At 66.8% G+C, this 22,641-nt stretch carries 21 protein-coding genes; 9 read left to right on the forward strand and 12 right to left on the reverse strand.

Translation table 11 applies throughout. From position 1 onward, the window contains the following. Window positions 1-143: 143 nt before the first annotated feature. Window positions 144-725 (reverse strand): TetR/AcrR family transcriptional regulator, encoded by a 582-nt coding sequence (locus JD276_RS15355; protein ID WP_200116543.1) that lies wholly within the window; start codon window positions 723-725, stop codon window positions 144-146. A 194-nt stretch (window positions 726-919) separates the two neighbouring features. On the opposite strand from JD276_RS15355, the gene JD276_RS15360 reads away from it, so the two are divergent. The 7 genes from JD276_RS15360 to JD276_RS15390 all read left to right on the forward strand — a co-directional run bounded on the left by JD276_RS15360 (window position 920) and on the right by JD276_RS15390 (window position 8,824). After that, on the forward strand, window positions 920-2,551 hold the full coding sequence (locus tag JD276_RS15360; RefSeq protein ID WP_200116544.1) for an ABC transporter substrate-binding protein: 1,632 nt from the start codon (window positions 920-922) through the stop codon (window positions 2,549-2,551). A gap of 119 nt (window positions 2,552-2,670) precedes the next feature. Beyond that, window positions 2,671-3,606, forward strand: a complete 936-nt coding sequence (locus JD276_RS15365) for an ABC transporter permease (RefSeq protein ID WP_200116545.1) — start codon at window positions 2,671-2,673, stop codon at window positions 3,604-3,606. Window positions 3,607-3,611: 5 nt separating this feature from the next. Further along, the gene (locus JD276_RS15370) at window positions 3,612-4,469 is read left to right on the forward strand and encodes an ABC transporter permease (RefSeq protein ID WP_200116546.1); all 858 of its coding nucleotides are present in this window, start codon (window positions 3,612-3,614) and stop codon (window positions 4,467-4,469) included. Next, window positions 4,466-5,440 (forward strand): ABC transporter ATP-binding protein, encoded by a 975-nt coding sequence (locus JD276_RS15375; protein WP_200116547.1) that lies wholly within the window; start codon window positions 4,466-4,468, stop codon window positions 5,438-5,440. Before JD276_RS15370 ends, JD276_RS15375 begins: the two co-directional genes overlap by 4 nt. Window positions 5,441-5,442: 2 nt before the next feature. Then, window positions 5,443-6,315, forward strand: coding sequence for an ABC transporter ATP-binding protein (locus JD276_RS15380; protein ID WP_233615805.1), 873 nt, complete (start codon window positions 5,443-5,445; stop codon window positions 6,313-6,315). Beyond that, window positions 6,312-7,424 (forward strand): histone deacetylase-like amidohydrolase, encoded by a 1,113-nt coding sequence (locus JD276_RS15385; RefSeq protein ID WP_200116549.1) that lies wholly within the window; start codon window positions 6,312-6,314, stop codon window positions 7,422-7,424. Before JD276_RS15380 ends, JD276_RS15385 begins: the two co-directional genes overlap by 4 nt. A gap of 47 nt (window positions 7,425-7,471) precedes the next feature. Beyond that, window positions 7,472-8,824: a metal-dependent hydrolase family protein gene (locus tag JD276_RS15390; RefSeq protein ID WP_200116550.1), complete on the forward strand. Its 1,353-nt coding sequence runs from the start codon at window positions 7,472-7,474 to the stop codon at window positions 8,822-8,824. Window positions 8,825-8,902: 78 nt separating this feature from the next. Here JD276_RS15390 and JD276_RS15395 read toward each other — a convergent pair whose 3' ends face one another. From JD276_RS15395 to JD276_RS15435, 9 genes are all read right to left on the reverse strand, one after another. Next, window positions 8,903-9,592, reverse strand: a complete 690-nt coding sequence (locus JD276_RS15395; protein WP_200116551.1) for a PRC and DUF2382 domain-containing protein — start codon at window positions 9,590-9,592, stop codon at window positions 8,903-8,905. A 48-nt stretch (window positions 9,593-9,640) separates the two neighbouring features. Beyond that, window positions 9,641-10,276, reverse strand: a complete 636-nt coding sequence (locus tag JD276_RS15400) for a hypothetical protein (protein ID WP_200116552.1) — start codon at window positions 10,274-10,276, stop codon at window positions 9,641-9,643. A 200-nt stretch (window positions 10,277-10,476) separates the two neighbouring features. Continuing rightward, on the reverse strand, window positions 10,477-10,854 hold the full coding sequence (locus tag JD276_RS15405) for a nuclear transport factor 2 family protein (RefSeq protein ID WP_200116553.1): 378 nt from the start codon (window positions 10,852-10,854) through the stop codon (window positions 10,477-10,479). A gap of 113 nt (window positions 10,855-10,967) precedes the next feature. After that, a complete protein-coding gene (locus JD276_RS15410; protein WP_200116554.1) occupies window positions 10,968-12,614 on the reverse strand; it encodes an amidohydrolase in 1,647 nt (548 codons plus the stop codon). Window positions 12,615-12,652: 38 nt separating this feature from the next. Beyond that, window positions 12,653-13,483, reverse strand: a complete 831-nt coding sequence (locus JD276_RS15415; protein ID WP_200116555.1) for an ABC transporter permease — start codon at window positions 13,481-13,483, stop codon at window positions 12,653-12,655. Then, window positions 13,480-14,379 (reverse strand): ABC transporter permease, encoded by a 900-nt coding sequence (locus JD276_RS15420; protein ID WP_200116556.1) that lies wholly within the window; start codon window positions 14,377-14,379, stop codon window positions 13,480-13,482. The genes JD276_RS15415 and JD276_RS15420 overlap by 4 nt, the downstream gene beginning before the upstream one ends. Window positions 14,380-14,381: 2 nt before the next feature. After that, window positions 14,382-15,551, reverse strand: a complete 1,170-nt coding sequence (locus JD276_RS15425; RefSeq protein WP_200116557.1) for a polyamine ABC transporter substrate-binding protein — start codon at window positions 15,549-15,551, stop codon at window positions 14,382-14,384. 30 nt (window positions 15,552-15,581) lie between these two features. After that, a complete protein-coding gene (locus tag JD276_RS15430; RefSeq protein WP_200116558.1) occupies window positions 15,582-16,763 on the reverse strand; it encodes an ABC transporter ATP-binding protein in 1,182 nt (393 codons plus the stop codon). Continuing rightward, window positions 16,760-17,974: a M24 family metallopeptidase gene (locus JD276_RS15435; RefSeq protein WP_200116559.1), complete on the reverse strand. Its 1,215-nt coding sequence runs from the start codon at window positions 17,972-17,974 to the stop codon at window positions 16,760-16,762. Before JD276_RS15435 ends, JD276_RS15430 begins: the two co-directional genes overlap by 4 nt. Before the next feature lie 298 nt (window positions 17,975-18,272). On the opposite strand from JD276_RS15435, the gene JD276_RS15440 reads away from it, so the two are divergent. Together JD276_RS15440 and JD276_RS15445 are read left to right on the forward strand one after the other, a co-directional pair. Further along, entirely contained in the window at window positions 18,273-18,938 is a 666-nt protein-coding gene (locus tag JD276_RS15440; RefSeq protein ID WP_200116560.1) for a FadR/GntR family transcriptional regulator, read from the forward strand. A gap of 70 nt (window positions 18,939-19,008) precedes the next feature. Continuing rightward, a complete protein-coding gene (locus JD276_RS15445; protein WP_200116561.1) occupies window positions 19,009-20,061 on the forward strand; it encodes an Ldh family oxidoreductase in 1,053 nt (350 codons plus the stop codon). A gap of 4 nt (window positions 20,062-20,065) precedes the next feature. Here the strand turns inward: JD276_RS15445 and JD276_RS15450 are convergent, their stop codons facing one another. Together JD276_RS15450 and JD276_RS15455 are read right to left on the reverse strand one after the other, a co-directional pair. Beyond that, on the reverse strand, window positions 20,066-21,235 hold the full coding sequence (locus tag JD276_RS15450; protein ID WP_200116562.1) for an ABC transporter substrate-binding protein: 1,170 nt from the start codon (window positions 21,233-21,235) through the stop codon (window positions 20,066-20,068). 30 nt (window positions 21,236-21,265) lie between these two features. Then, on the reverse strand, window positions 21,266-22,537 hold the full coding sequence (locus JD276_RS15455; RefSeq protein WP_200116563.1) for a M24 family metallopeptidase: 1,272 nt from the start codon (window positions 22,535-22,537) through the stop codon (window positions 21,266-21,268). Window positions 22,538-22,641 lie beyond the last annotated feature (104 nt).

Raw genomic sequence — 22,641 nt, forward strand, 5'->3', positions numbered from 1 at the left:
TCAGACGGGCGTTACGGTGGGACATGAGAACCTCCGAGTTCGTGAAGACGTCAGATATCTCCACTAAGCCCGGAGGTTCTCCCTTTTCACAAGGCCCGCACCACCACCAACCTCATGGCCGGGTACAGCTAGCGCCGTCGGGCTCAGCCGAGCAGCTCTCCGGTGATCGCATCGGCGACGGCCCGGGCGGCGTCGCGACGATCCCTCGGAAAGCCCATCGTGCGCATGCTCGAGCTTCCGTACGCCAGGCAGAGGATCGAGTACGCGACATCCCCCGTCCGCGGATCGATCTCCACCTGACCGGCCCCGAGTATCTTCGTCAGCAGAGATTCGATGCCGAGGTAGTAGGGCAGCAGCGTCAGCCCGCGCTCAGGGCTGTTCGCGGAGAACGCGATCAACGCGTCGATCGCGGCGCTGTCCTCTGGGAGATCCTCGTCCCAGTAATCCCCGAAGAGATGATCCAGAGCCGCTTCGACGCGGCGTGACGGGTCGGCGGCCTCGACCGCCATGCTGAGCTGTTCAGAGTAGCGACTGCCGAGGTGCTTCACGAGTGCCTGCAGGAGTTCATCCCGATTGCCCATGTAGTGACGGATGTGACTTCTCGACATGCCGACCTCGTCGGCCACCGATGCCAGCGTCAGCGCTTCGACCCCGTGCAGCGCAACGCACCTCGTCGCCCCGTCGAGGATCTGCTTCCGGCGCACCTCCGAGAGATCTGGACGCATTTCGTCACCTTTCTGCACGGTCGGGAGCTGCAGCCTTCGTCGCGGAGAAGATGCGGCTCATGGCCCGACATCAACATGATGCCGCAAGTAGTTTGTCATGATTGACAAACTACTGCCTTCCGCGACATACTCATTCCGTCTGCAACGGTGCCGACAGAGAAGGAACTGCACTTATGGGTAAGAAAATCCGATCCTTGACCCTGCCGTTTATCGCTATCGGCGCACTCGCCCTCACCTCGTGCTCGGGTGGCGGCGCGGGAGATACCGGCCCTCGCGAGGGCGTCGATGCCGAGTCCATCGTGGATGTCACCCCTCGCGGCACCGAGGCGCTCGACCGGCTCACGTGGAACCTGCCCTACGGAGAGCCCTCGAGTCTCGACCCGGCGTACTCGGCCTCGGAATCGAACAGCCCGGTGGTCAGCAACCTCTGCGAGAGCCTGCTCCGGGTCGAGCCCGACTACACGATCAAGCCGAACGTGGCGACCGTCGAACAGCCTGACGACACGACCTACGTGATCGACATCGATCCCGCGGCCACGTTCTGGGATGGCTCGCCGGTGACCCCCGAGGACGTGATCTGGAGCCTGGATCGCCTCGACGACCCGGAACTCGCGTCCTCCTGGTCGGCGCACTTCGACTTCGTCGAGAGCATCGAGCAGACGGGCGACAAGCAGGTGACGATGAGGCTCTCGCAGCCGGATGTGACCCTGTACAACGTGCTGTCCGCACCTCCGGGTGCGGTGCATCAGAAGAAATTCGCCGAAGCGGCCGGTGCCTCCTACGCCAACCCCGATGGCGGAATCATGTGCTCGGGCCCCTTCACGCTCGAGGAGTGGGCGAAGGGCGAGCACGTTCTGATCAAGAAGAACCCGGACTATTGGAACATCGAGTCGGAGGAGCCGCTGGCAGAGGAGATCCGATTCACGTTCAACACCGACACGGCCTCGGCGACCACGGCGATGCAGAACGGCGAGATCGACGGTGCCATCGCGTTCCCGGTCTCCTCGATCGACCAGTTGCGCGCCGGAGAGGGGACGGTCACCTTCGGCCGAGGACTCGGCATGTTCAACGTATCGGTGATCGACGTGAATGCGGGCCCCCTCGCGAACAAGGAGCTCCGTCGCGCGCTCGCACTCGCGATCGATTACGAGGGCATCCGAGAGGGCATTTTCAAGGGCACCGCCGAGCCGAACAAGGCGCTCACGCCCAGAGGAAGCTGGGGGTACGCGGAGGACGTCTTCCAGACGGCCTGGGATGAGCTCCTCGCGGGCGAGCAGGATATCGAGGAAGCGAAGAAGATCGTCGAGGCAGAGGGTGCGCCCGCCGACCCGATCGTCTTCGCCTACGACACTTCGCTGCCCGAGGACGGCCAGGTTGCCGCCGCAGTACAGGACGCCGGTTCGCAGATCGGTCTCAAGATCGAGCTCGAGGGCATGTCGGGGGCTCAATATCTGCCCCTCTACTTCGACGAATCGGCGCGGGAGGGCATCCACCTCATGATCTGGAACGGGTACCTCGATTTCCCCGAACCCGTCGCCTACTACAACTTCTTCGGCAGCGAAGGCGTCTTCAACGTCGCCGCGTACTCGAATCCCGAGGTCGACGACATGATCGTCGAAGCACGGGCCACGACCGACGACGAGGAGCGGGCCGAGATGGTCACGCGGGTACAGGGCATCTTCGACGAGGAGTACCTCTTCTTCCCCCTGGTGTCTCAGTACACCCGCGTGTACCAGGGCCCGGACATCACCGGCGCGACCACCTCGCACGCCTACCTCTACCGGCCGTGGGCCGCCGATGTCGGTGGCGGGGGCGCCGAGGGCTAAGCAGAGAACCGAGTCAGCGCGGCGGGCCCGCGCGGTCGCAGGCGGCTCGGCAGACCAGAACCGAAGGTCGTGCCGGCGCCTGCGCCACTCAGCCGCTGTCGAGCAAGTGAGGAGCCAGCATGGCGGTATCGCTCATGAAGCGTGTCGGAGGCGCGCTCGTCACCCTTCTCGTGACGAGTTTCGTGGTCTACGGCGCCCTCTATCTCGTGCCCGGAGATCCTGTCGCCACGCTGCTGCGCGGCAGGAAGGTGACGCCCGAGGCGGTCGCCGCCGTGCGCGATCAGTACCGGCTGGACGATCCTTTCCTCGTCCGCTACTGGGATTGGCTCACCGGGTTCGTGACCGGGGATTTCGGGCAATCGCTCCAGTTCCGTCAGGATGTGGCCGGGCTGATCGCGAGCCGCCTCCCGACCACGGCGCTGCTGATCGGCCTCTCCGCACTGCTGATCGTGATCGTCGGCCTGATGCTGGGGCTGCTCTCGGCCCTGAAACCGGGGTGGGTGGATCGAAGCCTGGTCGCGACGACCTCTATCGCCTCCTCGGTTCCCGTGTTCATCGGCGCGCTGCTGCTCATCTACATCTTCTCCGCCCAGCTCTCCTGGTTCCCGGCGTTCGGCTCAGGAGGCGGCTCCCTCCTCGAGCGCATCCACCACCTCACACTGCCGGCACTCGCGCTCGCCCTGTCGTACGCCGGTATCGTGGCCCGGGTCTCCCGTTCTTCATTCCGACGCGAGGCGACGAGCACGCGGCTCGACGCGGCACGCGCGAGAGGCATCACCGGCCCCTATCTGCTCAGACATCATGTGGTGCGCAACGGTCTTGTCCCGGTGCTCACCCTCTCGGGCAGCCTGATAGCCGGCCTGCTCGTCACCAGTCAGATCGTCGAGGTCGCCTTCGGCCTGAACGGCCTCGGCTCTCTCCTCGTGGAATCGGTGCGCTCGATCGACTTCTCGGTCGTGCAGGCCATCGCGATGATCATCGTCGCCGCCTTCATCCTCACCAACATGGTGATCGACCTGCTCCTGCCGCTCATCGACCCCCGGATGAGGAGGTGACTTCGATGGCGAATACCAGCGTGCTGCTCCAACCGTATCTGGGGAAGAAGCACCTTCGTTTCGACTGGGCCACCTGGCTGAGCTCCGGCTTCCTCGCGCTCGTGATACTCGCCGCCGTGCTGGCGCCCTGGCTCGTGCCACTCGATCCGCAGTCGATCGATCTCGCGCGCATCAATGCGCCTGCAGGCAGCCCCGGTCATCTGCTCGGCACGGATCAGAACGGCAGGGACATTCTCAGCCGCCTCATCATGGGGACCCGAACGAGCATGATCGGCCCGCTCCTGGTGGTCGCCATCTCGTCCGTCTGCGGCATCCTGATCGGTGCGATCGCCGGCTGGAGTCGGGGAAGCCTCGATGTGATCGTCTCCCGAGTCATCGACTTCCTCTTCGCATTCCCGGCCCTCCTGATCGCGGTCTTCACGGTGGCGCTCTTCGGCAAGGGCATCCTCGCGCCGTCCATCGGCATCGCGATCGCCTATACCCCCCTCGTCGCCCGACTCACACGCAACCTCGTGATGCAGGAGCGCGACCGCCTGTACGTGCAGTCGCTGAGAGTGCTCGGCGCCGGCGAGTTCTCCACCCTCATGAAGCATGTTCTCCCGGTGGTCTTCCCGACGATCCTCTCGCAGTGCCTGCTCTCCTTCGGCTACGCGATGGTCGACCTCGCCGCGATCTCGTACCTGGGGCTCGGGGTGCAAGCGCCGGCCGCCGACTGGGGGCTCATGGTGGCCGAAGCGCAGCCAGGCATCCTTTCGGGTGCGTTCGGGCCGATCCTCTGGCCCTCGCTCGCCATCGTCCTCACGGTCGTCTCCTTCAACCACGTGGGTGAACGGATCCTGGAGAAGAGAGGCGGCTTCGCATGACCGAGAACGTCCTCGAGATCGAGAACCTCACGGTGAGGCTCGCCGACGCCCGCGTACGACGACCGGTGCTTCGTCGCGTGTCGATGGAGGTCGCCGCCGGTTCCTGCGTCGCCCTGGTCGGGGAATCCGGCAGCGGCAAGTCGCTGACACTCCGTTCGGCGCTTCGAATGCTTCCAGAGGGCTCCGACTGGTCTGGAGACGTGCGCGTGACGGGAAAGAGCCTGCGCTCGGCGACGGAACGGGACATCCGCGAGCTACGGCGGCGCACGGTCTCGATGATCTGGCAGGATCCCCGAGATGTCGTGAACCCCTTCCACCGTGTGGGCGACTTCCTGACCGAGATCGTCACTCGCTATCACGGCCTCTCGCAGAGCAAGGCCAAGCAGAAAGCGATCGAGCTGCTGCGGGCTTCGCAGATGCCGCGTCCCGAAGAGATCTTCGAGCAGTATCCGTCGGCTCTCTCGGGCGGCATGCTGCAGCGCGTGGTGATCGCCGGAGCGCTCATCACCGATCCGGTGCTGTTGCTCTGCGACGAGCCGACCACCGCCCTGGACGTGACCAGCCAGGCCGAGGTCATCGCCATCCTCAAGGATCTGCAGCGATCGCGCGGGCTTTCCATGCTCTTCGTCACCCACGACCTCGAACTCGCAAGCGCAGTCGCCGACCGCACCTACGTCATGTACGGCGGAGAGGTCATGGAGCATCGTGAGACCGAAGAGCTGCTCGCCGCACCCCTGCATCCCTACACCCGTGGCCTCCTCGAGTCGTCGCCTCAGGTGAGCTTCGACGGGCCTCGTCCCCAGGCTCTCAGGCCCATTCCCGGGGTGCCCTTGGGCCTCGACGATGATCCGCCCGGGTGCCTCTTCGCCGGGCGCTGCGACCGCCGCCTCGCGGGACTCTGCGATGTCGCCCCCATCGCCATGCACACGATCGGGAACGACGGGGTCCGATGCGTCAGGGCGGAGGTCTGACTATGGTGCAGGCGATCGAGGTCCGGAATGTCACGAAGACCTACGGATCGGGACGCGGCACGATCACCGCCGTGCGAGACGTCTCATTCGCTCTCGGGCGCGGCGAGTCACTGGGCATCATCGGCGAGTCGGGCTCGGGAAAGTCGACGCTCTCGCGACTCATCATGGGCCTGGAGCAGCCCGACAGCGGTGAGATCGCCCTCTTCGGCACGCCCCTCGTCGAGCGCGGACGCCGCTCTCGGAAGCGGCGGATCGAGCGGGCGAAACAGATTCAGATCGTCTTCCAGGATCCGCTCCTCGCGCTGGATCCGCGCCAGTCGCCGGCGGAATCCCTCGAAGAGATCCTCCGCATGCACGGGGTCGGAGACCGTGAGCTCCGGAGACGGCGGAGTGCAGAGGTGTTCGAGCGCGTCGGGCTCGGAGCACGCGAGATCAGAACGATCCCCCGTTTCCTCTCGGGCGGGCAACGGCAACGCGTCGCGATCGCCCGCGCGCTCTGCCTTGACCCCGAAGTGCTCATCCTCGACGAAGCGGTGGCGGCCTTGGATGTCTCGATCCAAGCCCAGATCATGAATCTGCTCGTCGAGATCCGCGAGTCCCTCGGCATCGCCTATCTCTTCATCACCCACGATCTCGCCGTCGTGCCCTACCTCGCCGAGCGCCTGGTCGTGATGCGGCAGGGGCGGATCGTGGAGTCCGGCCCGACGTCGCACGTTCTGACGCAGCCGCAGCATGTCTACACGCGCCTGCTGCTGGAATCGGTGCCATCGAGGGAGTGGGACCTGGCGCGGGTCAGAGAGCTCAGGGCCGAGGCCGCTCGATCACGGCAGGACGATGACCGAACGCACGCGGAGAAGGAGAAAGAGGAACCGTGAGATCTGAGAAGAACGCGCCGCGCAGTTGCGGCTACGTGGTCGACGAACGCTACTTCTGGCAGCAGTCGATCCTCGACATGGGGGGCGATACCGAGCCTGGCGCCCCCGTCGAGACGCCGAGCCCGCGGCGGCGGCTGATGAACCTCATCGAGCGGAGCGGTCTGGCGAGCCTCACCGCACGAATCCCGCCGACCGATCTCGAGGACGAGGATCTGCTCCGCGTCCACTCGGCGATGTATCTCGAGGACTTCCGGGAGCTATCGGCCGGGCGGGGCGGGGAACTCGGCGACTTCGCGGGCTTCGGGCCGGGAGCCTACGACATCGCGAAGCTTGCGGCAGGCGGGGCCCACGCCGCATTGGCCGCCGTGCTGCGAGGCGAGGTCGATGTTTCCTATGCGCTCGTCCGACCCCCGGGGCACCACGCCGAACCTGATCGCGCACGAGGGTACTGCCTCCTCGCGAACACGCCCGTCGCCATCGAGAAACTGCGAGCGGAGGGGCTCGTCCGCCGAGTGGCGATCCTCGACTGGGACGTCCACCATGGGAACGGCGCTCAACTGATCTACTGGGATGACCCCGACACCCTGACCATCTCGATCCATCAGGATCGGCTCTACCCCTCCGACAGCGGATTCGTCGACGAGACCGGATCCGTCGCGGCTGAGCGAAGCAACGTCAACATCCCGCTCCCCGCAGGATCCGGGCGAGGCGCGTACGAGTACGCCTTCGAACAGGTGGTGGAGCCGGCGATCGAGCGGTTCTCCCCCGAGCTCATCGTGATCGCGAGCGGACTCGACTCGGGCGCGATGGACCCGATGGGACGCATGATGCTCTCGCACCAGGCCTTTGCGGACCTCACCCGCCGCTGCATCGCGCTCGCGGAGCGAGTCTGCCACGGCCGCCTCGGCATCGTGCAGGAGGGCGGGTACTCGCCGCTGTACGTGCCCTTCTGCGGGGCGGAGATCCTCGCCGCGCTCCTCGGAGTCGATTCCGATATCGACACCGACTACTTCGACGACCTCGATGAGCTGCCCGATCAGCAGCTCTCCCCCCATCAGGAATCGGTCGTGAACCGTGTGGCGCAGGTCGTCGGCCTGCGTTCCAGCTGATCTGAGAGCCGTCCCGTGCGGGGCGGCGATGAAAGGAGATGCACGCCATGGTGCAGAAACACGAGAGCTTGGCTCTGCTGGGTGCGGGTGTGTTCGACGGCCTGCATGAGGAGATCTTCGAGAATCAGGCGGTTCTCATCCGAAACCAGCGGATCGAGCGCATCGTCCCGATGCAGGACTATCACCGGGATCCGGAGTATCGAGAGATCCCTCTGGACGGGCACTGGGTGATGCCGGGCATGATCGATTGCCACGTGCACCTCTCGGGTGGGCGGGCGAGCGTGGAGGAGCAGGAGCTCGGACTCGTGAGCGAGCCCATGCTCATGCGTGCGATCCGTTCGGTCTACGAAGCGCAGGCCGTTCTCAAGCGCGGCTTCACCGCCGCGCGGGACGTCTCGTGGAACGGCCTCTACCTCAAGCGGATGTTCTTCGAGGGCGTCATGCCCGGCCCGAAGGTCATCGCCTGCGGCCCGGGTCTCTCGCGGACGGGCGGGCACGGCGACATGTTCCAGTTCACCGAGGAGTACACGAAGAGCCATGCGGTGTGGGGCCTGATGGCCGATGGACCGGAAGAGGTGCGCAAGGGCGTGCGACGCCTGTTGCGCGAGGGCGCCGACCAGATCAAGGTCTGGGCGAGCGGAGGGGACAACTGGCCCCACGACCGGATGGGCGACGTGCACTACTCGGCTGAAGAGCTGAAGATGATCGTGGAGGAGGCCCACCGCCAGACGGGCACCGGTGTGATGTGCCACGCCGAGAATCGCGAGTCGATCAAGCTGGCGCTCGACGCGGGAGTCGACACGATCGAGCACGGAGAGTCTCTCGACGAGGAGCTCGTCGAGCAGATGAAGCGACAGGGGACGATCTTGATCCCCACTCTCGAACTCATCGTCAACTGGTACCGGGACTTCATCCCGCTCTCCGAGGATGGCCCGCAGTCGAAGATTCGACCCGACACCTTCCTGTACCGGGATCTCTATCTGTGCCGGGATCACGACTTCGGCCGGGGCTACAGCCAAAGCGCCGTGGACAGCTTCCAACTGGCGGTCGAATCCGGCGTCAAGATCGGACTGGGCTCGGACACCGTCTTCGAACCGCTCACGCGCTACGGCGAGTACAGCGCCAGGGAGTACAAGGCCCTCAATCAGCACGGGATGACGAAGTTCCAGGCGCTCCACGCCGGGACCAAGGTGTCCTCCGAAGCCGTGGGAATGGCGGATTTCATCGGAACGCTCGAACCCGGCAAGCTCGCCGACCTGCTTGTCCTCCGCGCGAACCCGCTTGAGGATATCGACGCCTTCTACGACGAGGCCAACATTCACATGGTCTTGACCGACGGGCGCATTGCGGTGCAGGACGGTGCGCTCCTCTGGGGCGATCCGAACCGCACGGCCGTATAGGGCGAGCGCGCCACGCGGCCGCCGCGCTCTGACGGCGCGGCGGCCGCACAGCGGAACGCTGCTCGGTCGACGCAGGTGCTAGTGCCGCCGGTCGGCCTCCGGATCCACCACCTCGCCGGGCTCTTCATGCAGGGTGGCCTGGAGCTCGTCGTCGGGAAGATCCCGGCCCCTCCTCGCATCGTCCCCGTTCTCGTCGGCGATGGAGTCGCGCTCCAGGACGACCTCCTCGTGCTGCACGGGCACGGTGATGTTCCGCTGCTCCGTCACCACGACCTTCCGCAGGCGCACGCGTCCCGTGGGGATGCCCTCTCCGCCGAGGTCGCGCCGCTCTTCCGAGCGGGCCCCGCCCCCGACGAGGGGCTCACCGTCAGCGCCGTGCGCTCCCCGGGCGTCGCGAGTGTCGCGAACGCGGGCGTCATCGTCGAAGCCGGTCTCCCCGTTCCCGTCGCCGTCCGCGGAATCGTCCGCGTAGTAGTCCCAGAGGCGATCCTGCTCCTCGTCCGAGAGCACCCCGTCGGCGTCGATGCGGGGTGCATCCTTGACGGTATCCTTCTCGTACCCGACGCGCAGGCAGTCCCCGTCGAACGTCGCGCCCTGCAGGGGGACGAGCGACTCGGAGGTGCCGAAGAGCCCCGTCGACACGCTCGTGAACAGCGGGCGACCGCTCTCGCTGTCGACGTACACCTGTTTCACCGTGCCGATCTTCGCGCCGTCGCGATCGAGAACCCGGGCGTCGAAGATGCTGTTGATGTTGCTGGAATCGATCATGGTGCTGGTTTCCTTTCCTAGCGATTGCCGTTCGGCGGTGCGCGTCGGTCAGCGCCCGAGCCCCGCGTGGTCGACCCTCCGGTGGTAGCGCATGCCCGCGAGCCCGCCGAGAACGGCGCCGCCCAGGCTGATGAGCGCGACAACGATCGCGGTGACGATGCCGGTCGCGGTGAGCGCGCCCTCATCGATCGGGATGCGGGGGAAGCTGTTGAGGTTGCCCAGAACGTTGAACTGCGCGCCGGCCACGGCGACCACGATGGCCACGACGATCGCGATGACGATCGCCCAGATCCACACGGCTACGCCCTGCTTCACCCCCGAGAACCGGGCCATGCGCCCCGCCACGTATCCTCCGCAGTAGTACGCGACGAAGAGGATGATCGCGAGGGCAACGGCGCCGATGACGCTGACGGTGTCGGCGTTCGAGGTCAGATCGTCGGCCGCGCTCTGGACATCTCCGTCCGCCGCTCCCAGCCCGACCCCCGCGCCGATGGCGCTGAGCACGGCGGTCAGCAGCACCGCCGTTCCGGTCGCCGTGAGCCAACCGAAGAACGCGGAGCCCCACTTGAACCCCCCGAACCGATCGCGCTCCCGTTCCACGACCTCCTCGCGCCGGGTGGGGCCGCGTTCCGCCGCGACCGCCGCGGAGTCCCCGTCATGGGGAAGACTGTGCTGATTGCTCATCTTCATGCTCCTGACCTTGGGCGGGCGTCGCATGACTTCAGGAATGCGCCCGCGTGACGTTCTCAGACTCCGCGATCAGCGGGAGAAACACGAGGGGCTTGACCTCTGGGCCCCTGGGGTGGCACGGGGCGGGGTAGCACAGGGCGGCGTGTCGCGGGGCTGGATGTCACGGCGTGGAGCCCACGCTCCCGGATCCCGGGTTATCGCGATGCGTGCGGATCGGGAACGGGCGTCTGCTGGTAGAGAGCGAGTCTCCACTCATCCCCGTCGCGGGTGTACACGCTCGACATGAGCGCGACGAACGCCGGCTCCTCCTCGTCGCGGTAGGCGCGGCCGGTGTAGACGAGGATCGCCTGGTCGTCGCTCAGGGAGATCAGCCGCTCGTCGGCGATCTCATAGCTCCGCCACGCTGGCGCGTCGCGAAGCGAGTCTTCGACCGCCCCGCGATCGAAGACTTCCCCGTGCGCCAGCACCATGACGCCGCTCTCGGTCATGATCCGCCCGTAGAAGTCCGCTCCCGTGCCGTCGCAGAGGGAGCTCCAGCCGCGGTGCTCGAGGTCCAGGAGTTCGCTGAGCATGATGTGCCTCCTTCGGTCTTCGCGGTTTCGGTCAGCCTACGCGCACGGCTGCGTCGCCGGGCTGCGCCGAGTTGCCGTGCTCGCCGAATCAGAGGTCGCTCGGGCGGGCGCGATCACACCTCGTGCTCGTATGCGACGTCGCCGGCGAGCAGCGTGTACCGCACGGAGGCGTCACCGATCTCGGAGACCGGCGCGTCGAAGAGGTCCCGATCCATGATCACAAGGTCGGCAGCCTTCCCCGGCTCGATCGATCCCGATCGCTCCTCGTCGTGGTTGAGGTAGGCGACGCCCTCGGTGTGCGCCCGCACCGCGTCGGCAAGGGAGAGCGCCTGCTCTCCGAGGAAGGGACGCCGTTCCTCGCCCTGCGCACCGGAGCCGGATCGCGTCACGGCTGTGTGGATGATCTCGATCGGATCGGCCGTCGTCACAGGCCAGTCGCTGCCGCCCGCGAGCACCGCACCGGCCCCCTTGAGCGCGCCGAAGGGGTACTGCATCCGCCCGCGACGCGCGCCGAGATACGGCGTCGTCATCTCGTCCATCTCCACCTCGTGCCGGGCCCACAGCGGTTGGCTGTTCGCCACCACTCCGAGCTCGGCGAAGCGCGGGATGTCCACCGGGTCGATCACCTGGATGTGCGCGATCGTATGGCGGCGATCCTGATCCCCGTTCACACGGTTCGAGTGCTCCACGGCATTCAGCGCCTCGTGCACGGCGCGGTCGCCCAGGGCGTGCATGTGCACCTGGAAGCCGTTGCGGCTGAGTTCGGCCACCACCTCGCAGAGCAGTTCCGGATCCACGATGCTGTTGCCCGTGTTCTCCGTGGTGTGCCCGCAGGCGTCGAGGTACGGCTCGAACATGCCCGCCGTGAAGTTCTCGATCACCCCGTCCTGGAAGACCTTGACCGCGCTCGCGCTGAAGAACGGAGCGGTCGCCCACGCGCGCTCCCGCTGCTCGATCAGCTCCGGGATCTGCTCGAGGCCTCGCAGCGGATCCCAGCACAGCGCTCCGACCACGTGCGTGCGCAGCAGCCCCGAGTCGACCGCCCGCAGATACCCGGCGTGGTTGTCGACCCAGTTCTTGGTGCGCCCCACCATCGCGTCCTGCCAGCCTACGAGGCCCCACGCGATCATACGCCGGTAGGCCCGCTCGAAGGCACGGTCTATCACGGCCTCGCTCGGTTCGGGAATCCGATCCGCGACGAGGTCCATCGCGAGTTCCTCCAGCATGCCCGTGGCGCGCCCCCGTTCGTCGCGCTCGATCCTGCCTGTGAACGGGTCCGGCGTTGCGTCGTCGATGCCCGCGATCTCGAGCGCCTTCGAGTTCACCCACGCCCCATGCCCGTCGGTGTAGGGGAAGTAGGCGGGGCGGTCGGGCACCACGGAGTCGAGCATCTCCCGCGTCGGCATGCTTCCGCCGAAGACCGACATCGCCCATCCGCCGCCCGTGATCCACGGCCGATCGGGGTTCGCCGCGGCGAAGGTCGCAATCGTGTCGAGCACCTCCTGCCCGTCGGCCGCTTCCTCAAGATTGCAGTCCATCGCGCGCAGCGCCCAGTGGTAGGGGTGCACGTGTCCGTCTTGAAAGCCGGGAAGCACCGATCCGCCGCGTGCGTCGAGGCTCTCCGCCCCGGCAGCGAGCTCCTGCGCTTCATCGCCCAGCGCCCGGATCCGGTCGCCCTCCACGAGCACCGTGTCCTCGGTGACGTAGCCGCTCGGCAACCAGACCCGCCCGTTCTCGATCAACAGCCTTTTCGCGCCCATGCGCTTCCTCGCCTCTCGTCCGTCGTTCCGTAGAGCGTCTACTGCAGTATGCGGATCATCGCCCGATCCCGTCGCGCCGCGATCAGGCAGCCCAGCAACCCCAGCAGCAGTGCAATGACCGCCATGAGCGTGCCGATCACGTTGATCTCGGGTGTCAGGCCGCGCCGCAGCATGCCGTAGATGTAGACCGGCAGCGTCGGCGCCTCCAGCCCGCTCGTGAAGAACGACGTCACGAAGTCGTCGAACGAGAGCAGGAACACCAGCATGAACGAGACGAACAGTGCGGGCCACAGCTGCGGAAGGATCACGAGCCGCAGCGTCTCCATGCGTGTCGCGCCGAGATCCGCCGCGGCCTCCTCGACGTCCAGGCGGAGCGAGTTCAGACGCGCCCTCACGACGAAGACGACGTAGGAAAGCGAGAAGGTGACGTGCCCGAGCAGCACGGTAACCGGCGACAGCGTGAAGCCGATCGAGCTGAACAGCAGCAGCAGCGACGCGCCCATCGCAACCTCGGGCGTCGTGAAGACGAGGCCGATCAGCAGGTTCGACGCGGCGGATTCGCGCCGACTCAGCCGCTGCATGCCGAGTGCCAGCAGCGAGCCGACGATCACCGCGACGACGCCGCAGGCGAAGGCGATGCCGATGCTGAGCATGGTCGCCTCAAGGGCCGCGGCGTTGGAGAAGAACTTCTCATACCAGCCCAGGCTGAAACCCGTGAACGAGTTCACCGAGCGGGACTCGTTGAACGAGAAAAACACGACCACGACGACCGGCGCGAACTGGAACAGGAACACCCCGGCGGTCACGATCCAGAGCAACGTGCGGCCCACGCGCCGAACGCCCCCGGCTCCCGGTGTCGCCGCGCTCATGACAACCTCCGTTCCGCCTCACGACTGATCCGAGTGAAGACTCCGAGTACGACGAGGATCACGACGAGCACGCAGAGCGTCACCGCACCACCGAACGGCATCGCGCCGAGACCCGAGAACTGGTCCTGCACGAGGTTGCCGAGCATGTACTGATCGGGGCCGCCGAGGATCCTCGCCGTCGCGAAGTCGCCGAAGGTGATGAGGAACGTGATCGTCACCCCCGAGGCGATGCCGGGGACCGAAGCCGGGAGCGTCACATGCACGAATGCGTCCCAGGCCGTGCCGTTGAGGTCGCGGCACGCCTCCTCCAGACGCCGGTCGACTGACTCGATCGCCACATAGATCGGCAGCACCATGAACGGCAACACGTTGTAGACCAGCCCGATCACCACCGCGGCGTCAGTGCCCAATAGGTTCACGGTCGATCCGGCCGTTCCGAGGGCGCCAAGCCCCTGGGCGAGCAGACCGTCGGAGCCGAGGATCTGCAGCCACGCGTAGATGCGGATGAGGTAGTCGACGAGCCAGGGCAGCAGCACCGCCACGATGAGCAGCAGCTTGAAGCGGCCACCGTAACGCGAGATCGTGTAGGCCACCACGTAGCCCGCCAGCAGGCAGACCGCCGCCACCACGAGCGAGTAGACGAAAGTGCGTCCCATCACCGGCAAATAGATGGGCGTGAAGAGCTCACCGAAACTCTCCAGCGAGAACGATCCCCACTGCGGCCGCCCCACCAAGTCTGCGGTGGTGAAGGCGACCGTGACGAGCAGCAGCAGCGGCACCACGTAGAGCAGCAGGAGCCATGCTGAGCCCGGAACGGTGATGAGGCGCCAGAAGCCGGTGCCCGCCGCACTCTCGCTCGAGTGCTTCGCCGGTTTGGCGTGAACGATCCTCGACATACCTACCCCGCCTTCATGGTGTTCCAGGTGCGCTGCCAGAGCCGCAGGCGGTCGTCAGAGATGGGGGTGAGCCACTGGTCGGTATCGGCGAAGACGCCCTCGTCGATCTGCAGCCAGGGGTAGGCGGCCGTCAGCTCGGCATATGCCTCCATGCCGGTCGTCGTGGGGATCGGGTAGCCGACGTACTCGACGTTGGTGCGCATGTTCTCGGGCTGCAGCATCCAGTCGACGAAGCAGAGCGCCGTGCCCGAGTGTTCGGAGGCGGCCGGGATCGCGTAGTTGTCGGCGTTGAAGAGCGCGCTCTCCTCGTTGGTCTGGAACTGCCAGAGTTCGCGCTGGTCCTCGGGCATCGCGTTGAGGGCGCTGTAGAGGTCGCCGGCGTAGACAGGGGTCAGCCAGGCCTGCCCGTTCTCGATGTTGGTGGTGTCGACTCCGCTGAAGCCGCCGAGGCTGGGGCGGAGCTCTTCGAGGGCGCCGAGCGCCTCCTCCATCTCCTGCTCAGCAGCCTCGGCCGGGTCGTAGCCGAGGCGCCTCAGGATGATGGAGATCGTGGGCTGCATGGCGTCCCAGAGGAAGGTGCGGCCGGCCGCATCGGGTTGATTCCAGAGATCATCGAAGCTGCCTGTCATCCCCCGCACCCGGTCGTCGCGCCAGGCAATGCCGACCGAGCCCGTAGCGTAGGGGGCGGCGACGAAGGGCGCGGTCCGCTCGTTCGCCTCCTCGTCGGACCCGTTGTAGGGCGGCACCACGAACGCCGGCAGTACCTCGCCGTAGTGCTCGATCGCATCGTGATCGATCCGCTTGAGCAGGCCGCTTTCGGCGAGCGGGAGCATCCGCTCGGAGGGCAGCGTGGTGAGGTCGATGGGCTGGTCCGCTGACAGCTTGGCCATCGCCTCGTCGGTCGTCGAGAAATAGGTGTAGTTGATCTTCACGCCGTAGTGCTCCTCGAAGCCGGCGAGCACGTCGGGCGAGAAGTACTCGGCGTAACTGAACAGGTTCAGATCACCGTCGATCTCGGCCTTCGACACCATCTCCGCGTCGTCGAGCGATCCGCCGCCCCCGTCTCCGGATGCGCAGCCGCCGAGCAGCAGGCCGGCCGCGCCGGCGCCGCCGAGCAGAAAGCCGCGGCGGCTGAGCCGGGCCTGGCCGAGCCTGTGCGTCGTGCGATTCATGAGGTGCTCCTTCGGAAGAGGTGAGGAGGGTCAGAGCGGGACGACCGCGTCGGAGCTCACGGTCCAGCTCGCGCGCACGCGATCGCCGATCGCGAACACGGCGTCGCCGGGGCCGGAGTTGGGGGCGGACGCGCGGACGACGGCGCCGCCGTCGGTGCGGATCCGATAGGTGCGGGAGGGGCCGAGGAACTCCGTCTCCTCGACCGTGCCCCGCAGGCCGGCACGCAGGCCCGGAGCGGGTGCCCGGGCCGGTTCCCCGCCCGCTTCCCGCGCCTGGGCGGAGTCGGGCGAGACGCGGATGCGCTCGGGGCGCACGACGACGCCGATCCGCGATCCGTCTGCGGAGCCGGTCCCGGCGGGAAGGGGGATCTCGTCCCCGCCGTCAAGTCGGACGACGGATCCGCCGTCGATGACGACTCCCTCGAGCAGGGTCGAGCTGCCGATGAAGCGGGCGACGAAGGGGTCGCTGGGGCGTTCGTAGAGCTCGTCAGGGGTGCCCACCTGCAGCAGCCGCCCCTCGGCCATGACTGCGAGACGGTCCGACAGCGCCAGCGCCTCGCCCTGGTCGTGGGTGACATAGACGAAGGTGATGCCCACCTCGCGCTGGATGCGCTTCAGCTCCTCCTGCATCGCCTGCCTGAGCTTGAGGTCGAGAGCGGCGAGCGGCTCGTCGAGCAATAGCGCGCGAGGGCGGTTGACGAGCGCCCGCGCGAGCGCGACGCGCTGTTGCTGCCCGCCCGAGAGCTCGCGGGGCCTCGCCTCCTCACGGCCCTCGAGCTCGACGAGGGTGACGGCCTCCCTCACCCGGGCGTCGATCTCACTCTTGGAGAGCCGCTTGCGCTTGAGCCCGAAGGCGATGTTGCCGAAGACGGAGAGGTGCGGGAACAGGGCATAGCTTTGGAATACGAGGTTCAGGTCGCGCTTGTTCGGCGGCGTGTCCGTCACGTCGGCGTTGAAGAGCCGCACGCTCCCGCGCGACGGTCGTTCGAAGCCTGCGAGGATTCTCAGCAGCGTGCTCTTGCCGCATCCGGAGGGGCCGAGGATCGAGAAGAACTCGCCGTCTCCGATGGTGAGGTCGACATCCACGAGCACGTCGCGCTCGCCCGTCGGGAACCGCTTGGAGACACCCTCGACCGCGATGGCGGTACTACGCGCCCGCACACCGTCGTACTCGCCAGGCCGCTCGCCGTGCTGTGATGCGGTCGCGCTCATACGTGCACCTCACGCATGCGGTGCGGCAGGCCCGAGAGCGTGCGACTGCCCTCGCGTCCGACCACGAAAGTGTCGATCATCAGGAACGGGAGGTTGCTCTCGTAGTTGAACACCTGGTTCTCCTCGAGCACGACGTCCGCGTTCTCGGGGGTGCCGACGGTGAAGGCGATCTCGCCGACCCAGTCGGGCGGGAAGCTCAACCCCAGCTCGTAACCGCCGACGTAGCAGTCGATCCTCGGATCCCAGAGTCCCACCCCCTCGTAGTACTCGCGCATCCGTTCTCCGAGCCGGCCGATCGTCACACCGGCCCTGGCCTCCGCACGCAGCACCTCGTAGGCTCCGCCCGCGGCCTCGGTGAGCCGTCGGACCTCGTCCGGCATCTCGCCGACGTACCAGCTCATCGCGATGTTGGCGTGGTAGTGCTGCACGACGCCGGAGGGGTCCGCCTCGACGATGTCGCCGGCCCTCAATCTGCGGTCGCTCGAGAAGGAATGCCCCGTGTGCCGCTCGAAGGTGACGAGTTCGTGCAACCCCGCAGGCTCCCCACCCGCAGCCACCATCCCCCGCATCAACTCCACCCACAAATCGATCTCACGCACCCCCGGACGAATCACCCCCTCCAACGCCAACAACCCCGCATCCACAGCCGCCGCAGCCCGCTCGATATACGCCAACTCCAGATCAGACTTCGCCGACCGCACCCGCCGCATCAACACACTCGCGTCCACCACATCCACGACCCCGCGCTCACGCAACGCCGCCTCCATAGCCTCACCCACCGCACGATTCGGGATGTAACTCCACTTCTCCACCCCCACGACCCCCGACAACCAGCCCTCACCCGCCAGCTCCCCCACGATGTGCGCCAGCACCCTGTCGAGATCCTCCGCCTCCGACAACCGGAAATCCTCCACCATCGAATACGCCCGGATCATGTGCTCATGCTCCGCCGTCTCGAACAGGATCGACCGCTCCTGCCCCGCCCGCAGCACCAGACACTGCAACGCCGGCCACGCCGTCGGGCTCTGCCCCTTGTTCCACCGCAGCGCATGCCCGCACAACCACGCGATCCCCTCCGGAGAAGACACCACCAGCAGGTCCAACCCCGCCTCGACCATCCGCTCACGCGTGAGCGCCTGTCGCCGCTCGTACTCCTCCACAGGGAATGGCAACTCCCGCCGCACCTCCGAGAGCCCTGCCAACTCCGCCAACGCGAAATCGATATCCCCCGCAGATAGACGCACCATCACCTCTCCGCCCTTCACCACATCGTGAACCAGGACCGGGAACCCGAGAAACCATCCCCGCAACTATGTCTGACAATGACACCGTTACGGCTACAATAGGCCTATGTCAGACAATGAGTCAAGGGTTGAGAACGGCCCGCTAAGCGCCGAGCGCTCCGCCGACACACCTTCCGAGTCATCGGAGGCGTCGTCCGAATCCGCCGCGGCACCCGTCTCGGGTCAAGCCGGATCGGCCGGGAGACCGGCCTCGGCGAGCGACCGTGTGCTCGCCCAGCTGCGGGAACGCATCCTCAGCGGAGAGCTGCAGGAGGGAGAGGCGCTGCCGACCGAGCAGGCGCTCAGCGAGAGCCTCTCCGTAGGCCGCTCCTCGGTGCGCGAGGCGCTCCGCGTGCTCGAGGCCCAGGGCCTCGTCGAATCGGTCGGGCGACCCCTCTCACGGATCGTTTCGATCGACGGCCCCACCGCGCCGTTGCGCAACAGTGTGGACGACCTGCTGCGCTTGAAACGCGTCTCGCGCGGTGATCTGCACTCGCTGCGCCTCGCCCTCGAGATCGTCGCAGCCCGCGCCGTGGCGGTACTGCCCGAGCCGCGCGATTTCGCGCGGTCCCGGCGCGGCCTCGAGATCATGCACGAAAGCATCGACGATCAGGAGGCGTTCGCCGTCGGAGATTCGGAGTTCCACTCCGGCCTCCTCCAGGCCTCGCACAACGAGCTGGTGCAGGTCATCATGCACGCGGTCGCCGACAGCGTCGGTGCCTTCGTGACCGGAGCCCTCGGCTCGAAGCCGAGGCTCACCCACGCCCGCTTCCTCCAGGACCGGCAACTACTGCTCGACGACCACCAGGCGATCCTCGACGCCCTCGTCGCCCGTGACGGGGATCGGGCGACCATGCTGCTTATCGGTCACATCGAACGGCACCGGGACTGACCTCGGGGAACCGTGACGCGCTTCGAGTCCGCACCTCCCGATCAGCCGCAGTCCACGAAGGAGGGGTGCCGTGCAGGAAGACGAGAACCCGAGCCGCAGGGAACATCCGCGGGAGGAGCTCACCGCCCGCTCCGCTGCCGCGCTGCGTCGCGCGGGCGCACGAGCCGAGGACGCAGAGCTCGTCGCCCGCTCGCTGGTCTCGGCGGATGCGCGGGGGATCCACTCCCACGGCCTGCTGCGGCTCCCGCTCTATCTCTCCGCGATTGAAGCGGGCGGTATCGACCCGGCGGCCCGCCCGACGGTGCTGCGCGAAGCGGGCGCGACCGCCGTGGTCGACGCAGGGTCCGGTTTCGGTCAGGTCGCGGTGCAGGAGGCGGTGCGGATCGCATCCCGTCTGGCGGGTCGCCATGGGGTCTCCTCCGTGGCCGTGCAGCGGAACACCCACTATGGCGCAGGCGCCTACTGGACCGAGCAGCTCGCGCGCGCCGGCACGGCGGCGATCCTCGCGTCGACGACGGGCGCCTCCGTCGCCCCTTACGGCAGCGGTACCCCGCTGATCGGCACCAATCCGATCACGGTCTCCTTCCCCGCGAGCGAGCGGCCCATCACGGCTGACCTGGCGACGAGCGCCGGCGCCTACGGGAGAGTGGTCTCGGCAGCGGCCTCCGCGTCGGAGCTGCCGGAGGGCTGGGCCATCGATGGGAGCGGACGACCCACGACCGATGCGCGCGCCGTACTCGAGGGGGGCGCGCTGGCACCCTTCGGCGGGCACAAAGGTTCGGCACTCGCCGTGCTCGTCGAGTTGCTCGCCGGCGCGGCGGGCGGCGGCAGGTTCGCGCATGAAACCGTCGACCTCTGGCAGGATCCCGGGTCCCGCGTCGACACCGGGGCCCTGCTCATCGCGATCGATCTGCGCGTACTCAGAGGCGACGACGAGGCGGAGCGGCGGGCCACCGGATTTCGCGAACGGCTGACCTCACTACCGCCGGCCCCGGGCTTCGGCCGGGTGCTCGCACCCGGCGATCCCGAACACCTCGCAGAGCAGGAGAACGGAGAGCGCGTGATGCTCCCGCTGCACATCGACGCTATGCTGCGCGAAACGTTGGGAGAGGAGACATCCTGAGCGCTCAGCCCGCCTTCATCGTGTTCCAGGTCTGCTGCCAGAGCCGCAGGCGGTCGTCGGGGATCGGTGTCAGCCACTGGGTGGTGTCGGAGAAAATCTCCTCGTCGATGTGCAGCCACGGATACTCAGCGGCGAGCCCCTCGTAGACCTCCATCCCTGTCGTCGTGGGGATCGGATAGCCCACGTACTCGGCGTTCACCCGCATGTTCTCAGGCTGCAGCAGCCAGTCGATGAAGCAGAGTGCGGTGCCGCTGTGCTCGGAGGCCGCGGGGATGATGAAGTTGTCGGCGTTGAAGAGCGCGCTCTCCTTGTTGGTCTGGAACTGCCACAGCGCGCGCTGATCCTCGTTCATCTCGTGCATCGCGATGAACAGGTCGCCCGCGTAGGCGGGCATGAGCCAGGCCTGCCCGTTCTGGATCAGCGTCGTGTCCATGCCTGCGAAGCCCCCGATGATCGGCCGGATCTCCTCGGTCGCCTCGAGCACCTGCCGCATCTCAGTGTCGCCCGCCTCGCTCGGATCCAGACCGAGCCGGTGCAGCACGATCGAGATCGTGAACTGCATGACGTCCCAGAGGTAGACATGCCCCTTCGCCTCGGGGTGCGACCAGAGATCCTCGAAGCTCCCCGTCAGGCCCTGCACGTGGTCGGTGCGCCAGGCTAGCCCTACGGATCCCGTGGCATACGGAGCCGCGACGAACGGTGCTGTGAGCTCGTTCGCCTCCTCGTCGGACCCGTTGTAGGGTGGCACGACGAACGCCGGCAGCACCTCGCCGTAGTGCTCGATCGCATCGTGATCCACGCGCTTCAGCAGCCCGCTCTCTGCGATCTGCAGCACTCGCTCCGACCCCATGGTCGTGACGTCGACGGGCTGGCCCGCGCTGAGCTTCGCGATCGCCTCGTCGGCGGAGGAGAAGTAGGTGTAGTTGATCTTCACGTCGTAGTGCTCTTCGAAGCCGGAGAGCACCTCGGGCGCGAAGTAGTCGGCGAATGTCAGCAGGTTGAGGTCACCGTCGATCTCTGCGAGGTCGGCGACCTCGGCGTCATCCAGCCCGCGGCCTCCCCCGCCTCCTTCCGAGGAGCACCCCGCGAGTGCGAGGACCGCGGTCCCCGCGCCGCCGGCGAGGAAGCCCCTCCTGCTGAGATCCCGCAGATGCGGAAGACTCGTTCGCTTCATGATCCCGTTCTCCTCTCGAGCCCCCGGCTCCTACACTTGCACTTCACGGATCCCGTGCGGAAGCCCCGAGAGGGTACGGCTGCCCTCGCGTCCGACCACGAAGGTGTCGATCATCGAGTAATGCACGATGCTCTCGTAGTTGAACACCTGGTTCTCCAGGAAAACTTCCTCGGAGTCGTCATCCTCCCCGACGGTGAACACCGCCTCGCCGACCCAGTCGGGCGGGAAGCTCAACCCCAGCTCGTAACCGCCGGTCCAGTTGTGGATCCCGGTGCCGTAGCTGCCCGCATCTTCGTAGTAGGCGCGAAGGGCCCGGGAAGCCTCGCCGTGAGTGGTACCCGCCTTCACGACATTGCAGAGCACGTCGTAAGCGCCCGCCGCCACTTCGCTGAGACGCCGTGCTTCCTCGGGCAGCTCCCCCACATACCACGTCATCGCCACATTCATGTGATAGTGGTTCACCACGCCGCAGGGATCCGCATGAATGTAGTCACCGATCCGCAGGCGACGCTGCCCGGAGAAGGCATGACCGGCCTGATGCGAGAAGGTGACGAGTTCGTGCAACCCCGCAGGCTCCCCACCCGCAGCCACCATCCCCCGCATCAACTCCACCCACAAATCGATCTCACGCACCCCCGGACGAATCACCCCCTCCAACGCCAACAACCCCGCATCCACAGCCGCCGCAGCCCGCTCGATATACGCCAACTCCAGATCAGACTTCGCCGACCGCACCCGCCGCATCAACACACTCGCGTCCACCACATCCACGACCCCGCGCTCACGCAACGCCGCCTCCATAGCCTCACCCACCGCACGATTCGGGATGTAACTCCACTTCTCCACCCCCACGACCCCCGACAACCAGCCCTCACCCGCCAGCTCCCCCACGATGTGCGCCAGCACCCTGTCGAGATCCTCCGCCTCCGACAACCGGAAATCCTCCACCATCGAATACGCCCGGATCATGTGCTCATGCTCCGCCGTCTCGAACAGGATCGACCGCTCCTGCCCCGCCCGCAGCACCAGACACTGCAACGCCGGCCACGCCGTCGGGCTCTGCCCCTTGTTCCACCGCAGCGCATGCCCGCACAACCACGCGATCCCCTCCGGAGAAGACACCACCAGCAGGTCCAACCCCGCCTCGACCATCCGCTCACGCGTGAGCGCCTGTCGCCGCTCGTACTCCTCCACAGGGAATGGCAACTCCCGCCGCACCTCCGAGAGCCCTGCCAACTCCGCCAACGCGAAATCGATATCCCCCGCAGATAGACGCACCATCACCTCTCCGCCCTTCACCACATCGTGAACCAGGACCGGGAACCCGAGAAACCATCCCCGCAACTATGTCTGACAATGACACCGTTACGGCTACAATAGGCCTATGTCAGACAATGAGTCAAGGG

The sequence above is a fragment of the Leucobacter chromiisoli genome, from assembly GCF_016522505.1.
Lineage (GTDB): Bacteria > Actinomycetota > Actinomycetes > Actinomycetales > Microbacteriaceae > Leucobacter > Leucobacter chromiisoli.